Source organism: Ruegeria sp. AK4, from assembly GCF_056541025.1.
On record NZ_JBQFXS010000006.1, the window covers coordinates 214373 to 227093 of the forward strand.

The 12721-nt window shown below is 60.7% G+C and carries 13 protein-coding genes; 10 read left to right on the plus strand and 3 right to left on the minus strand.

The window, feature by feature from the left end; translation table 11 throughout:
• Positions 1-4: 4 nt before the first annotated feature.
• On the minus strand, positions 5-1231 hold the full coding sequence (locus ACR0EZ_RS13230) for a cytochrome b/b6 domain-containing protein (RefSeq protein WP_480613714.1): 1227 nt from the start codon (positions 1229-1231) through the stop codon (positions 5-7).
• 175 nt (positions 1232-1406) lie between these two features.
• Here ACR0EZ_RS13230 and fabD point away from each other — a divergent pair, with 175 nt between their 5' ends.
• The 7 genes from fabD (at position 1407) to mltG (ending at position 7745) form a co-directional block, all read left to right on the plus strand.
• The gene (gene fabD / locus ACR0EZ_RS13235; protein WP_480613716.1) at positions 1407-2345 is read left to right on the plus strand and encodes an ACP S-malonyltransferase; all 939 of its coding nucleotides are present in this window, start codon (positions 1407-1409) and stop codon (positions 2343-2345) included.
• A gap of 42 nt (positions 2346-2387) precedes the next feature.
• Positions 2388-3125 carry a 3-oxoacyl-[acyl-carrier-protein] reductase gene (gene fabG / locus ACR0EZ_RS13240; RefSeq protein ID WP_480613718.1) on the plus strand — a complete coding sequence of 246 codons (738 nt, stop codon included), beginning with the start codon at positions 2388-2390 and terminating at the stop codon, positions 3123-3125.
• 210 nt (positions 3126-3335) lie between these two features.
• Positions 3336-3569, plus strand: a complete 234-nt coding sequence (locus tag ACR0EZ_RS13245) for an acyl carrier protein (protein ID WP_039529899.1) — start codon at positions 3336-3338, stop codon at positions 3567-3569.
• A 137-nt stretch (positions 3570-3706) separates the two neighbouring features.
• Positions 3707-4246 carry a GNAT family N-acetyltransferase gene (locus ACR0EZ_RS13250; protein ID WP_480613720.1) on the plus strand — a complete coding sequence of 180 codons (540 nt, stop codon included), beginning with the start codon at positions 3707-3709 and terminating at the stop codon, positions 4244-4246.
• Positions 4247-4369: 123 nt separating this feature from the next.
• Positions 4370-5113 carry a 1-(5-phosphoribosyl)-5-[(5-phosphoribosylamino)methylideneamino]imidazole-4-carboxamide isomerase gene (locus ACR0EZ_RS13255; protein ID WP_480613722.1) on the plus strand — a complete coding sequence of 248 codons (744 nt, stop codon included), beginning with the start codon at positions 4370-4372 and terminating at the stop codon, positions 5111-5113.
• 208 nt (positions 5114-5321) lie between these two features.
• Positions 5322-6587, plus strand: coding sequence for a beta-ketoacyl-ACP synthase II (fabF, locus tag ACR0EZ_RS13260; RefSeq protein ID WP_480613723.1), 1266 nt, complete (start codon positions 5322-5324; stop codon positions 6585-6587).
• Positions 6588-7745 carry an endolytic transglycosylase MltG gene (gene mltG, locus ACR0EZ_RS13265; RefSeq protein ID WP_480613725.1) on the plus strand — a complete coding sequence of 386 codons (1158 nt, stop codon included), beginning with the start codon at positions 6588-6590 and terminating at the stop codon, positions 7743-7745. It begins immediately after the preceding gene.
• Between the two features lie 52 nt (positions 7746-7797).
• Here the strand turns inward: mltG and ACR0EZ_RS13270 are convergent, their stop codons facing one another.
• A complete protein-coding gene (locus tag ACR0EZ_RS13270; RefSeq protein ID WP_480613727.1) occupies positions 7798-9057 on the minus strand; it encodes a DEAD/DEAH box helicase in 1260 nt (419 codons plus the stop codon).
• 421 nt (positions 9058-9478) lie between these two features.
• Here ACR0EZ_RS13270 and ACR0EZ_RS13275 point away from each other — a divergent pair, with 421 nt between their 5' ends.
• From ACR0EZ_RS13275 to ACR0EZ_RS13285, 3 genes are all read left to right on the plus strand, one after another.
• Complete coding sequence (locus ACR0EZ_RS13275; RefSeq protein WP_480613729.1) at positions 9479-10366, plus strand: DMT family transporter; 888 nt, start codon at positions 9479-9481, stop codon at positions 10364-10366.
• 219 nt (positions 10367-10585) lie between these two features.
• On the plus strand, positions 10586-10930 hold the full coding sequence (locus tag ACR0EZ_RS13280) for a hypothetical protein (RefSeq protein WP_480613731.1): 345 nt from the start codon (positions 10586-10588) through the stop codon (positions 10928-10930).
• Positions 10839-12209: a DNA-packaging protein gene (locus ACR0EZ_RS13285; protein WP_480613733.1), complete on the plus strand. Its 1371-nt coding sequence runs from the start codon at positions 10839-10841 to the stop codon at positions 12207-12209. The genes ACR0EZ_RS13280 and ACR0EZ_RS13285 overlap by 92 nt, the downstream gene beginning before the upstream one ends.
• Before the next feature lie 138 nt (positions 12210-12347).
• On the opposite strand, the gene ACR0EZ_RS13290 is transcribed toward ACR0EZ_RS13285, so the two are convergent.
• Positions 12348-12665 (minus strand): hypothetical protein, encoded by a 318-nt coding sequence (locus ACR0EZ_RS13290; protein WP_480613735.1) that lies wholly within the window; start codon positions 12663-12665, stop codon positions 12348-12350.
• Positions 12666-12721: the final 56 nt, after the last annotated feature.

The window sequence follows — 12721 nt, forward strand, 5'->3', positions numbered from 1 at the left end:
TTTTTTATTCGCCTTGTGTCGCGGTCAATTCGATTGCGACCTTCACTGCAAAGGCCAATGAATCCTCGGCGGGCATTGAGGCGCCGATGTTGAAATCCAGCCTGTTCAGTTCCAGTTCTCCGGCTACCATTGCGGTGCCGTCCTGCATCTCCAGCGTGAAGGGCAGCACGACATCCAGAGATTTATCCCTGATTGTGAGCGGGCCTCGGGCTTCGTAGCCGGTTTCCGTTTTGAACAGGTCAGCCTTGAAGCTGGCCGTCGGAAACTGGCCGTTGTCGAAAAAATCCGTCCCCATCGCCTGATCGGTCACCGTGCCCAGGCTGAGCGACCCGATGGCGATGTTCACATCGACGGACCCTGCCGGTCCGGGTTCGGCAGGGTCATCAAAGGCAATCGCAGCGGTCCAGTCGGCAAAGCTGCCGGTGACAGGGCTGCCAAGCTGGGTGAAGGTAATGGACAGCGTGCCGTCCTGTACCTGCCAGTCCGACTGAACCTCGGCCAGTTCGGCTGTGTCTGTCGCTGCGGTAGAGTGATGGGAAAAGACCCCCATGCTCCAACCGCCTGCCAGCACGGCACCCCAGATGGCAATCGCAGCCAGCGCGGGCACAGCCGAGTGTTTCTGGCTCGGGGGCTGGGGGGCATCGGACTGGCCGGGCAGCATGCGGCGCAAGGTGCTGTCTTTGTCGACCACGTGATGTTTCAGGGCACCCGCGATGTGCAGCACCAGCGAACCGGCCAGAACCCAGATGAAAAGCCAGTGCAGCGCCGCCGTAAGCTCGGCCAGATGCGCGGATTTCGGCACAAAGGGCAGGTTCTGGCCGAAGGGCCAGAAGATCGGGGCAAACCCTTCGGCGGCGGCGTGGTGGATCCATCCGGTCAGAGGCACCAGTACCAGCGAGGCGTAGAGCATCCAGTGCACGGTCTCGGCCGCGAAGGCCTCGGGCTTGTTTTCTGCGTTCAAGAGCCCCGGTTTGGGTTGCGACAGCGCCCACAGGATGCGGGCGAGGGCGGCAAAGAAAACGGTAACGCCAACTGTCTTGTGGATCGTGAACAGACGCGCGGCCAGGGCGATATCCGCCTCGGTCGTCGGGATGTTCGGGTCATAGATCGCGTGGGCCAGGTTGTTTGCGATCCAGCCCAGAGGCAGCGCCGTGAAGATCAGCAATGCGATGAGCCAATGAAAGGTCTTGGTCACGCTGCCGTAGCTGGAGAAAGTGTTGGTCAGGGCCATTGATCGAACGCTCCGGGGTTGGTCGGTTGCGACCAACCTAAAGCGGCGCGGACGGGACACAAGTAGGAGGTTGCGCACAACACCGGTGCCCGAATGCAGAGCAAACGCAGCGCTTGTGCCGCGTGCCCAGTCAGTTTACACCCCGCCGCAACCTAACGTCATCCATGAGGTTGCAATGACACTCGCGTTCGTTTTTCCGGGGCAGGGCGCCCAGACCATCGGAATGGGCAAGGCCCTGGCCGAGGCATATCCCGCCGCACAGGCCGTTTTCGATGAGGTGGACGAGGCGCTGGGGGAAAAGCTGAGCAGCCTGATCTGGGAAGGCGACATCGCCGATCTGACTTTGACGCAGAACGCGCAGCCGGCGCTGATGGCAACCTCGATGGCGGCGGTGCGCGCGCTTGAGGCCGAGGGCGTTCCGGTCACAAATACAGCGTTTGTGGCGGGGCATTCGCTGGGGGAATACTCGGCCTTGGCTGCCGCTGGGGCGTTGAGCGTCGCCGACACCGCACGCCTCTTGCGGACGCGCGGGCAGGCGATGCAGAGCGCCGTTCCGGTGGGTGAGGGCGCGATGGCTGCCATTCTGGGGCTTGATCTGGATGCGGTGCGCGCCGTTGCAGAAGAGGCGGCGCAGGGCGAGGTGTGTCAGGCCGCCAACGACAACGATCCGACTCAGGTCGTGGTGTCGGGGTCAAAGGCTGCCGTTGAACGCGCGGCTGAGATTGCCAAGGAAAAAGGCGCCAAGCGGGCGGTTATGCTGCCGGTGAGCGCGCCGTTCCATTGTGCGCTGATGCAGCCCGCCGCCGATGTCATGGCCGAAGCCCTGGCTGCGGTTGAAATCAAAGCGCCTGCCGTCCCGCTGGTCGCCAATGTTCGCGCCGAAGCGGTCAGTGACCCGGACCTGATCCGGCAATTGCTGGTCGAGCAGATCACAGGCTCGGTCCGCTGGCGGGAAAGCGTTCAGTATATGGCGGCGCAGGGCGTCACCGAGACGTGGGAGATTGGTGCAGGCAAGGCGCTGTCTGGTATGATCCGCAAGATCGACCGCGCCGTGGCGGGCAAGGCGGTGAGTACGCCCGAGGATGTACAAAAGGCTGTTCAGGCCGATTCGTGAGGACAAACGCGCCCCCACGGGGCGCAGTGCGAAGGAAACAGAATGTTTGATTTGACTGGTAAGAACGCGCTGATCACCGGTGCTTCGGGCGGAATTGGCGGCGACATCGCCCGCGCGCTGCATGAGGCCGGAGCCACGGTCGGTCTGTCCGGCACCCGGGTCGAGCCGCTGCAGGCGCTGGCCGATGAACTGGGAGAGCGCGCCCATGTGCTGCCTTGCAACCTGAGTGACTCGGATGCCGTTGACGCACTGCCAAAGCAGGCTGCCGAGGCGATGGGGTCGGTCGACATTCTGGTCAACAACGCCGGGATCACGCGGGACAATCTGTTCATGCGCATGTCGGATGAAGAATGGCAGAGCGTTATCGATGTGAACATGACCTCGACCATGAAGCTGTGCAGAGGCGTCATCCGCGGCATGATGAAAACGCGCTGGGGCCGGATCGTGAATGTCTCGTCTGTCGTGGCGGCGATCGGCAATCCGGGGCAGACCAACTATGCGGCCTCAAAGGCCGGAATGATCGGCTTTTCCAAGGCACTGGCCCATGAGGTTGCCACGCGCGGTATAACCGTGAACGCCGTGGCCCCTGGCTTTATCACGACCGCGATGACCGAGAAGCTGACAGAGGAACAGAAGAAGGGTCTGTTGCACAAAGTTCCTGCGGGTCGCATGGGTGATCCCAAGGAAATCGCGGCGGCAGTCGTGTATCTTGCAAGCCCCGAAGCGGGTTATGTGACAGGAAGCACCTTGCATGTGAACGGCGGTATGGCCATGTTGTGACCGCGACACGAGGCAGGTGCGAAAGCGTTTGCCTTGGGCGTTGTCTGTGCTATAGGCGGCGCATTCAAACAGGGGCCGGTTGTTCAGGTCGGCCTTCTACTTTCCCGCTGACACGGGACCCAAACCGCCCGGAACGGGCAAATCAAGGCCACCCCGCGCGGGCAAGGGCAGAACCGGGCACAGCGCCCTGAAACGGAATGAGGAATTGATATGAGCGACGTCGCAGATCGCGTTAAGAAGATCGTTGTTGAGCACCTGGGTGTCGAAGAAGATAAAGTCGCGGAAAACGCGTCCTTTATCGATGATCTGGGCGCAGACAGCCTGGACACCGTCGAGCTGGTCATGGCCTTCGAAGAAGAGTTCGGCATCGAGATTCCCGATGACGCAGCCGAGACCATCCAGACCTTTGGCGACGCCGTCAAGTTTATCACCGAAGCGTCCTAAGCGTTTCGAAGTCTGAAAAAGCGGCGCTTCCGGGCAACGGGGGCGCCGCTTTTTTTGTTTGCCAAAGATTCACGCTTGCGTAACGCTTTTTGGCTTAGCACTGTTTCCACTGAGGCATAATTCCCAGTGGACAGACCATGATAAGATCCACCCCGATGATCAATACCTCCCGGTTGACGCTGTGCGCGATGCGTCCCGAGGATTTCGACCGCTTCGCCGAGATTTGGCGGGACCCTTGTGTCGTACGTCATATTACCGGCTCACCGCTAACGCGGGGCGAGGCGTGGGACAAATTTCTGCGCAATGCCGGGCACTGGCAGATGACAGGGTTTGGTCAATGGGGCGTGATGTTGCAATCGAATCGCACGCTGATCGGGCAGGCCGGGTTCTTCTATGGCAACCGTTCTTTGGGTGACGATTTTGACGCCTTCCCCGAGGCCGGATGGGTTCTGGCACCTGATATGCAGGGGCAAGGTTACGGCCATGAGGCCGTGCAGGCGGCGCATGATTGGTTCGACAGGGTCATTCCGGGGCGGTTGGTTGCAATGGTTGATGCAAACAACATCGCTTCGCAGAAGCTCGCAAAAAAACTGGGCTATGTCGTTATGCGCGAAGAAACGTACGAGGGAACGCCTGTGCATCTGCTGCGGCGGAACGGTCCTCCGACCCGGGCGTAAATCCGCCGGGCATTGCACATGCCGCAAAAAGACCAAACTGTGCCGATCCCAGTCCAATCGCACGTACGATCCGCTTGTATGATATGCTGGATTTGCAAAGCGATTGAGCGGAGGACCAGGCTCATGAGGATTTACCCCACGATGGAACTGCAGAACGGCCGGTGCGTTACGCTGGACAAGGGCCGTCTGGAAGATGCGATGATCTGGCATGTAAACCCGGCAGAGACGGCGCGCAGTTGGTCTGCGGCCGGGGCTGACTGGATGCAGTTGACGGATTTCGATGCGATCGAAGGCCGGGACACCAATGCCGAGCTTATAGAAGAGATTATTCGGACATCCGAAATGTCGGTGCAACTGGCGGGCGGCATGCGCACCCGCGAGCAGGTAGAGCACTGGATCGGCAAGGGCGTTGGACGTGTCGTGATCGGTACGCTGGCCGCCTGGGACCCGAACCTGGTCAAGGAACTGGCCAAGCTTTATCCCGATCAGATCGTGCTTGCCGTGGACGTGTGGCAGGGCTTTGTGATGACGGAAGGCTGGCGCAGCCAAAGCGCGTTCACCCCCGAAGCGTTCATCGATGCCTTTGCGGGTACGCCGTTCGCGGCCCTTCTGGTGACCGATATCGACAGCGACATGGAAGATGTCGAGGCGCAGCTGGGCCTGATCTCGGGTCTGGCGCAGCATTCGCGGACGCCGGTGATTGCAAGTGGTGTGGTGCGAACGGTCGATGATATCTCGCGGCTGGCGTATATTCCCAACATTGCCGGTGCGATTGTCGGGCGGGCGCTGTTCCGCAAGACGGTGGATTTGCACGAGGCGCTTGCGGTCACAACCGGCGCACATGAGCCGGTGGCGCAGTTCCAGTAAGGTTCATAACGCCGGATAAATGCCGTCTCTTCGGGAAACCGAAAGGGGCGGCATTTGCGTTGGGCCGGCGGATTTGGGTCGTTATCCATTTGCTTCAACAGCTATCGGCGTGCGCAGGAGAGTGCGGATTGCGCTGTTGCTCTTGCCCCCGCCCCCTGCGCCGGGGTAAGAGCGGTTCTCATAACAGGAAGCAGGCAAGAGGCACTTCATGCGCAGAGTCGTTGTTACCGGTCTGGGATTGGTCACTCCTTTGGCCAGTGGGGTCGAGGAAACCTGGTCGCGTCTGTTGGACGGGGAATCCGGCGCAGGCCCGATCACCCTGTTCGATGCCGAGGCGAGCGGTGTCACAACCACCTATGCCTGCGAGGTGCCGCGCGGCGACGGTACAAACGGTACGTTCAATCCCGATGACTGGATGCCGCCAAAAGAGCAGCGCAAGATCGAGGATTTTATCCTCTATTCCATCGCTGCAGCAGAAATGGCCTGCAAGGACGCGGATTGGCTGCCCGAGGATGAAGAGGAGCGGCTGCGTACGGGCGTTCTGATCGGCTCGGGGATTGGCGGGCTTGGGTCCATTGCGGAAACCGCGAATCTGATCCGCGACAAGGGCCCGCGCCGGGTTTCGCCCTTCTTTATTCCGGGCGCGCTGATCAACCTTGCGTCGGGGCAGGTGTCGATCCGGTTTGGCTTTAAAGGGCCGAACCATTCTGTCGTGACCGCCTGTTCGACCGGGGCGCATGCCATCGGAGATGCCAGCCGGATCATCCGCGCGGGTGACGCAGATGTCATGATCGCAGGTGGTGGTGAAGGCTGCATCTGTGAAATCGGTATCGCCGGGTTCAACTCGTGCAAGGCGTTGTCGACCAAATATGCCGATGACCCGAAAAAGGCGAGCCGCCCCTATGACATTGATCGCGACGGGTTCGTGATGGGCGAAGGGTCCGGCATCGTCGTTCTGGAAGATTACGAGCACGCCAAGGCGCGCGGCGCGAAAATCTATGCCGAGGTGCTGGGTTATGGGATGTCGGGCGATGCCTATCACATCACCGCGCCGTCCGAAGATGGCGACGGGGCCGAGCGGTCGATGAAAGCGGCGCTGCGCAGCGCCGGACTGGAACCCACGGATCTGGATTACATCAACGCGCATGGCACCTCGACCATGGCGGATACGATTGAACTGGGTGCGGTCGAGCGTCTGCTGGGCGATCACGCGGCCAATGCGACCATGACCTCGACCAAATCGGCCACTGGGCACCTGCTGGGTGCCGCAGGTGCGATCGAAGCGATCTTTTCGATCTTGGCGATCCGGGATCAGGTCGCGCCGCCGACGATCAATCTGGACAATCCTGCCGTGGAAACTCCGATTGATCTGGCGCCCAACGCGAAACGCGAGCGTGAGATAAACGTGGCGCTGTCGAACTCGTTCGGGTTTGGCGGCACCAATGCCAGCGTGATCTTCGGAAAGGTCAGTTAAATGTGGCGGGCCTTGGCATCGAACGCGCTGACTATTCTGGTGGTCAGCCTGTTTTTGCTGGGCGGCCTGATCCTGTGGGGCCAGACGCAGTACAAGGCCGAAGGCCCGCTGGAAACCGCCATCTGCCTTCGAGTGGAAAGTGGGTCGACTATGACCCGCGTCAGCCGCGATCTTGAAGATCAGGGGGCTGTCAGCAGCGCGATGATCTTCCGGATGGCGGCGGATTATACGGACAAGGCTCCGCAGTTGAAGGCGGGCAGCTTTCTGGTTCGCGAAGGTGCGTCGATGGAGCAGATCATCGATGAGATCACCAGCAGCGGTGTCAGCACCTGCGGGTCCGAGATCGAGTATCGGATCGGTGTCACGCGCGTTCAGACCCGCGTGCGCGAGTTGAACCCGGCTACGTTGGATTTTGACCAGATTGCTTTGTTTGATGCAACGGATAAGGAGATCCCCGAGGCCTACACCGAAAAGCGTGCCGAGGCGGACACCCGCTATCGGGTTTCGGTCGCCGAAGGCGTGACCTCGTGGCAAGTGGTTGACGCGCTGAAAGGCTTTGAAGCTTTGACCGGTGAGATTGCCGAGATTCCCGCCGAGGGGATGCTTGCCCCTGACAGCTATGACATCAAACCGGGCGATGATCGGAGTGCGGTGCTGCAGGCGATGCAGGACAAACAGCAGCTGCGGATCAACGCCGTGTGGGAGAGCCGTCAAGATGATCTGCCTTTGGAAAACCCCGAAGAAATGCTGGTGCTTGCTTCGATCATCGAGAAGGAAACCGGGGTGCCGGAGGAACGCGGTCAGGTGGCCAGCGTGTTTGTGAACCGCCTGCGTCAGGGCATGAAACTGCAAACGGACCCGACGGTGATTTATGGTGTTACCAAGGGGCAGGGCGTGCTGGGCCGTGGTTTGCGCCGTAGCGAATTGCGCCGTCCAACGCCCTGGAATACCTACGTGATTGACGGTCTGCCGCCAACCCCGATTGCCAATCCGGGACAGGCGAGCCTTGAGGCGGCTGTTGCCCCCGACGCGACGAATTATGTGTTCTTCGTAGCGGATGGAACGGGCGGGCATGCATTCGCCGAAACGCTGCAAGAGCACAATCGGAACGTCGCCAAATGGCGAGAGATTGAGGCCGAGAGGAACTCGGGCAACTAAATCCGCAGGTTTGAATAAAAAAGGGCGGTGTCAGAACACCGCCCTTTATTGTTTATGCAGCGGGCCGGCGCCGGGGGCGGCGGCGTTTCGACGACGGTTTGGAATCGCCGTTGGCGGCTTGCGGTTTCGGGCCACGACGACGGTGGTTCTGACGCCGCGCAGGTTTCTTGGGTTCAACCGCTTCGGGTTGGGTGCCGCTGGCCACCGGAATCTCGATCTTCATCAGCTTCTGGATCTGGCGCAGCAGATCGACCTCTTCCGCGGAACAGAAGGCGATGCCTTCGCCCTCGCGCCCGGCGCGGGCGGTGCGACCGATGCGGTGGACATAGTTGTCGGCCACTTCGGGCAGATCGTAGTTGATCACATAGGCAACGCCCGGAATATCAATGCCGCGTGCGGCGACATCGGTTGCGACGAGGACGTTGATTTCCCCGGCCCGGAACGCCTTGATGGCGCGGTCGCGCTGGCCCTGGCTTTTGTTGCCATGGATCGACGCGGCGTTAAACCCATCGGCCACAAGCCCTTTCATAAGCTTTTCCGCACCATGTTTCGTGCGCGAGAAAACCAGTGTCAGGGCGTCCATGTCCTGAGACAGAATCTCGCGCAGCTTCGCCGGTTTTTCAGGCTTGCTGACGAAGTGAACCGATTGCGTGATCTTGTCTGCGGCTTTGCCGGGGGGAGAGACCTGCACCCGTTGCGGGTTGGTCAGATAGGCGCGGCTGAGCTCTGCCATCTGCTTGGGCATGGTGGCCGAGAACAGCATCGTCTGGCGCGGCGTTCCGAGTTGAGGCGCGATTTTGCGAAGGGCGTGGATGAACCCCAGATCGAGCATCTGGTCCGCTTCGTCCAGCACCAGATGGCGGACCGAACCAAGGTCGACCGCGCCGCGATCCATCAGGTCGATCAGGCGGCCAGGTGTTGCGACAATGATGTCCGTGCCGCGAGACAGAAACGAAATCTGCTTGTTGATGGACTGCCCGCCCACAACGGTCGCGACCCGCAGTTTGGTCTTTTGCGTCAGGGCGCGCAGGCTTTCGGCGATCTGGTTCACCAACTCACGCGTGGGGGCAAGGATCAGGGCCTTGGCGGTCTTGGGCGCGGGTTTGCCGGGTTGCGCCAGCAGGTGGTCGATCAGCGGCAGGCCAAAGGCCAGTGTCTTGCCGGTGCCGGTCTGGGCAAGGCCCAGAATGTCGTGACCGTTCAGCGCAAGCGGGATGGCCTGGTTCTGAATCGGGGTGGGTTGAGTGAAATTCGCGCGTTTCAAAGCGTCATTCAGTGCCGGCGCAAGGCCGAGCATGTCGAAGTCGAACAAATAACTATCCTTTAGGCCCCTGACGCCGATACGCCAGCAGGCACTGTTAATGGGCCACGCATCATGCGCGACCCGCAGGGGTTGTGCGAGACCTCGGGACAGGCAGGCGGTTCCTGCGGCATCCGGCCATCGCGTCAAGAACCCTGCGTGAAGGGGAACTGGAGGTGTGTGGGCGCTGTGGGGCCAGTTTTCGACCCGGGAAAGCTCACGCGTCAGCGCTGTTTGGCGGGCTATTGCGGGTTTCGGGCGGGATTGTCAAGCGTTGGCTTTCTTCACGCCCGAGGCAACTGGTGCGACCGCAACAACTTTTGGCTGGCGTTTTTGCACCGATTGGGTCATTCGCTTCCAAGTGTCTTGGGGTCAGTCACCGGCGATGCGCCGGGTCCGGCGCTCAACCGATGTTTCGTTTTCAGGGTTTGCGATGACAATCGAAAATGTGCATGGAGCTAACCTGAGGGTGGCCAGCATCGCCCTTGTTGTCGGTGGCATGATGTGGGGCCTGTATTGGATCCCGGTGCGCTACTTTGTCGATCAGGGGCTAAGCGGCCCGTGGCCGGGGATTGTCATGTATGCCTCGGCCCTGATTGCGTTGCTGCCGCTTTTTTGGCGTGAGCCGCAGTCGCTTTTCTCGGACTGGCGGGGCCTGATTTTCAGCGGCATGTTTACCGGAGCCGCGTTCAGCCTGTTCACGATCAGTCTGGTTTATACAGACGTCGTACGCTCGATCCTGTTGTTTTATCTGACCCCGGTCTGGGGCACCTTGCTGGGTCTCGTTTTTCTTGGCGAGCGTTTGGGGCCCACGCGTGTGCTTGGGTTGGTATGCGGTCTGGCGGGGTTGGTCATTGTGCTGGGCGGCGAGCAGATCATTCCCTGGCCGCGCAATGTCGGGGATTGGCTGGCGTTGATTTCCGGCATGGCCTGGGCCGTTGGGTCGCTTGGTTTGTATCGAACCAGAGGCATTACCGTCCCCGGTCAGGTTTTCGCTTTCCTTTCTGGCGCGCTGGTCCTGTCTCTGGTCAGTTTACCGTTCAGTTCCAGTCCGCTTCTGCAAATCGTTGAGGGTAGTTTTGCGCGGGATATTGTGCCGTTTGCCTTGCTTTCGGCCCTGTACACTTTGCCGATGATATTTCTGACGATCTGGCCCGCGACCAAGCTTTCTCCGGCCCGTGTGGGGCTGTTGTTGATGAGCGAGGTCGTGGTAGGCCTGATCTCAGCCGCGGTTTTTTCGGGCGAGCCGTTCGGGGTGCGCGAGTTCACGGGCGCAACGCTTATCGTAAGTGCGGCGCTGTTGGAGATCGTGAGAGGGTGACGCCGTTTGGGTCATTTGACTTAACAAAACGTGCGCATTTCTGATCACGTCGCACGGTGCCCGTTGCGCCGGTGTTGCGCGAAATCTTGACTTTGCGCGCGGACACCCGCATAAGTTGTGTCATGCTAGAAGAAGTGGGCAACGGCCCCGGGGCGACCCGGTGGCCGTTTTTCGTTTCTCTCGTGCGGAGAAAACTCACGCATGAGGTCACAGGCAAACATGACTTTGATTACCCCGGAAGAGCGGATTTCCCAGACGGCTGACTTGCTGCAGTCGCTTGAGCGATCCATTCGCGATCTGCGCCATGCAGCGGAAGAACTGCGCAGGCAGATCGGTGCCGGGGAGGATGCAGACCTTGCCGGAACAGGCAAGCAACTGGGGCAGCTAGAGGGGCTGATCCGCAGTTGCCAGAAAGTGGAGACAAGCTTTGTCGAACAACATCACAGACAAGCCGGAATTGCCCAAGGGGGGTATGCGCTCGACCTTGATCGGGCACGATCTGAGATCGGGTGCAGGCTGGCTCGCCTCCGCGCCTGCTGCGGTGCAGGACAGATTTCTGAGTGAGATCGGGGAGGGGGGGCTGTGTGCCCTCCCTTTCCTGTTCGAGTTCTGGGCGCTGCCTCATCAGTTGCCGCCCGAGGGGAACTGGCGATCCTGGGTGATCGTGGGCGGGCGTGGGGCCGGTAAGACGCGCGCCGGGGCCGAGTGGGTTCGGTCGATGGTCGAGGGGTCTTTGCCGTTGGATTATGGCGAGGCCTGTCGGGTGGCGTTGGTCGGTGAAACCTTCGATCAGGTGCGCGATGTGATGATCTTTGGCGACAGCGGGATATTGCAGTGCTCGCCGCCGGATCGTCGGCCTGTGTGGAAGGCAACGGAACGGAAACTGGTCTGGCCCAACGGGGCCGAGGCGCAGGCGTTTTCGGCGCATGACCCCGAAGGATTGCGGGGGCCGCAGTTTGATGCGGCCTGGGTGGATGAGTTGGCCAAGTGGAAGAAGGCCGGGGAGACCTGGGATATGTTGCAGTTTGCGTTGCGGTTGGGGGAGCGGCCCCGGGTCTGTGTGACCACGACGCCGCGCAATGTGAAGGTTTTAAAGGATTTGCTGGCGTCGCCCTCCACCGTGCAAACCCATGCGCCGACCGAGGCGAACCGGGCCAATCTGGCGGGTTCCTTCTTGGAAGAGGTCCGCGCGCGGTACGCGGGCACGCGGCTGGGGCGGCAGGAGTTGGACGGGGTGCTGCTGTCGGATGCCGAGGGCGCGCTGTGGACAGGATCAATGTTGGAGGCGGCGCGCTGTGCGCAGGTGCCCGACTTGGATCGGGTTGTGGTGGCGCTGGACCCGGCGGTGACGGCGGGGGCGGATGCGGATGCCTGTGGGATCGTGGTTGCAGGTGCGCGGGTTCAGGGGCCGCCCGAGGAGTGGCGGGCCTATGTGCTGGCCGACCGGACGGTGCAGGGCGTTGGCCCGGCGGGCTGGGCGCAGGCGGCGATTGACGCGATGGAGGAATTTGGGGCCGAACGGCTGGTGGCCGAGGTCAATCAGGGCGGGCAACTGGTGGAAGAGGTGGTGCGGCAGGTGGACCCTCTAGTGCCTTATCGTGCGGTACGGGCCTCACGTGGAAAGGTGGCGCGGGCCGAGCCTGTGGCGGCCCTGTACGAGCAGGGTCGGGTGAGCCATGTGGCCGGGCTGGACGCGCTGGAGGAGCAGATGTGCCAGATGACCGCGCGCGGGTTCGAGGGGCAGGGCTCGCCGGACCGGGTGGATGCTCTGGTCTGGGCGCTGCATGAGTTGGTCGTGGGGCCTGCGGGGGCGTATCGACGGCCGAGGGTAAGGGGTTTGTAGGGAACAGTTTGGGGTCAACCACAGTACTGATTACCAGTGCTGTTCTTGATGGGGCAACGGTCGAGATAACTTCGCTCGCGATCGTTTAACCCCCGGATTTTCTACAATTCTCGTGCGCGTTCTCTAGCTGTTATAAACCTAAAACTCTGAGGCGTTTAGTTCAAATCGTTTGCCGATCGCTGCGATAGTGGGCACTATCTCAAAGCGTATTTCGTTTGGATAGTTTACCGCAACACAACGAGGATAGGCTTCGAGAACGAAAGGCCAATACGTTTGATCCGCGCCAAACTCTTTTTCGAGGGCTTCCGTAAAACCTTCCAAATTCATTTCGGAAAATACTGAGTGATCATTGGTAGCTAAAAACTGTTCAACGATTGTAGAGAACTTTGGCCGTTTCTTTCTAGGTGAGTTGGCGAACTCATCCGACCATTTCCACATCAATAGATTCCAAGTCATCTTGATTTCCTCATAACGGCCTCAATTCATGGTTGAGTCGTTCAGTACTGTCAATC

What these genes read in the sequence shown, in the direction of transcription:
- ACR0EZ_RS13230 (WP_480613714.1), bottom strand. Translation starts at nt 1,231, where the DNA reads ATGGCCCTGACCAACACTTTCTCCAGCTACGGCAGCGTGACCAAGACC.
- fabD (WP_480613716.1), top strand. Translation starts at nt 1,407, where the DNA reads ATGACACTCGCGTTCGTTTTTCCGGGGCAGGGCGCCCAGACCATCGGA.
- fabG (WP_480613718.1), top strand. Translation starts at nt 2,388, where the DNA reads ATGTTTGATTTGACTGGTAAGAACGCGCTGATCACCGGTGCTTCGGGC.
- ACR0EZ_RS13245 (WP_039529899.1), top strand. Translation starts at nt 3,336, where the DNA reads ATGAGCGACGTCGCAGATCGCGTTAAGAAGATCGTTGTTGAGCACCTG.
- ACR0EZ_RS13250 (WP_480613720.1), top strand. Translation starts at nt 3,707, where the DNA reads ATGATAAGATCCACCCCGATGATCAATACCTCCCGGTTGACGCTGTGC.
- ACR0EZ_RS13255 (WP_480613722.1), top strand. Translation starts at nt 4,370, where the DNA reads ATGAGGATTTACCCCACGATGGAACTGCAGAACGGCCGGTGCGTTACG.
- fabF (WP_480613723.1), top strand. Translation starts at nt 5,322, where the DNA reads ATGCGCAGAGTCGTTGTTACCGGTCTGGGATTGGTCACTCCTTTGGCC.
- mltG (WP_480613725.1), top strand. Translation starts at nt 6,588, where the DNA reads ATGTGGCGGGCCTTGGCATCGAACGCGCTGACTATTCTGGTGGTCAGC.
- ACR0EZ_RS13275 (WP_480613729.1), top strand. Translation starts at nt 9,479, where the DNA reads ATGACAATCGAAAATGTGCATGGAGCTAACCTGAGGGTGGCCAGCATC.
- ACR0EZ_RS13280 (WP_480613731.1), top strand. Translation starts at nt 10,586, where the DNA reads ATGACTTTGATTACCCCGGAAGAGCGGATTTCCCAGACGGCTGACTTG.
- ACR0EZ_RS13285 (WP_480613733.1), top strand. Translation starts at nt 10,839, where the DNA reads ATGCGCTCGACCTTGATCGGGCACGATCTGAGATCGGGTGCAGGCTGG.
- ACR0EZ_RS13290 (WP_480613735.1), bottom strand. Translation starts at nt 12,665, where the DNA reads ATGACTTGGAATCTATTGATGTGGAAATGGTCGGATGAGTTCGCCAAC.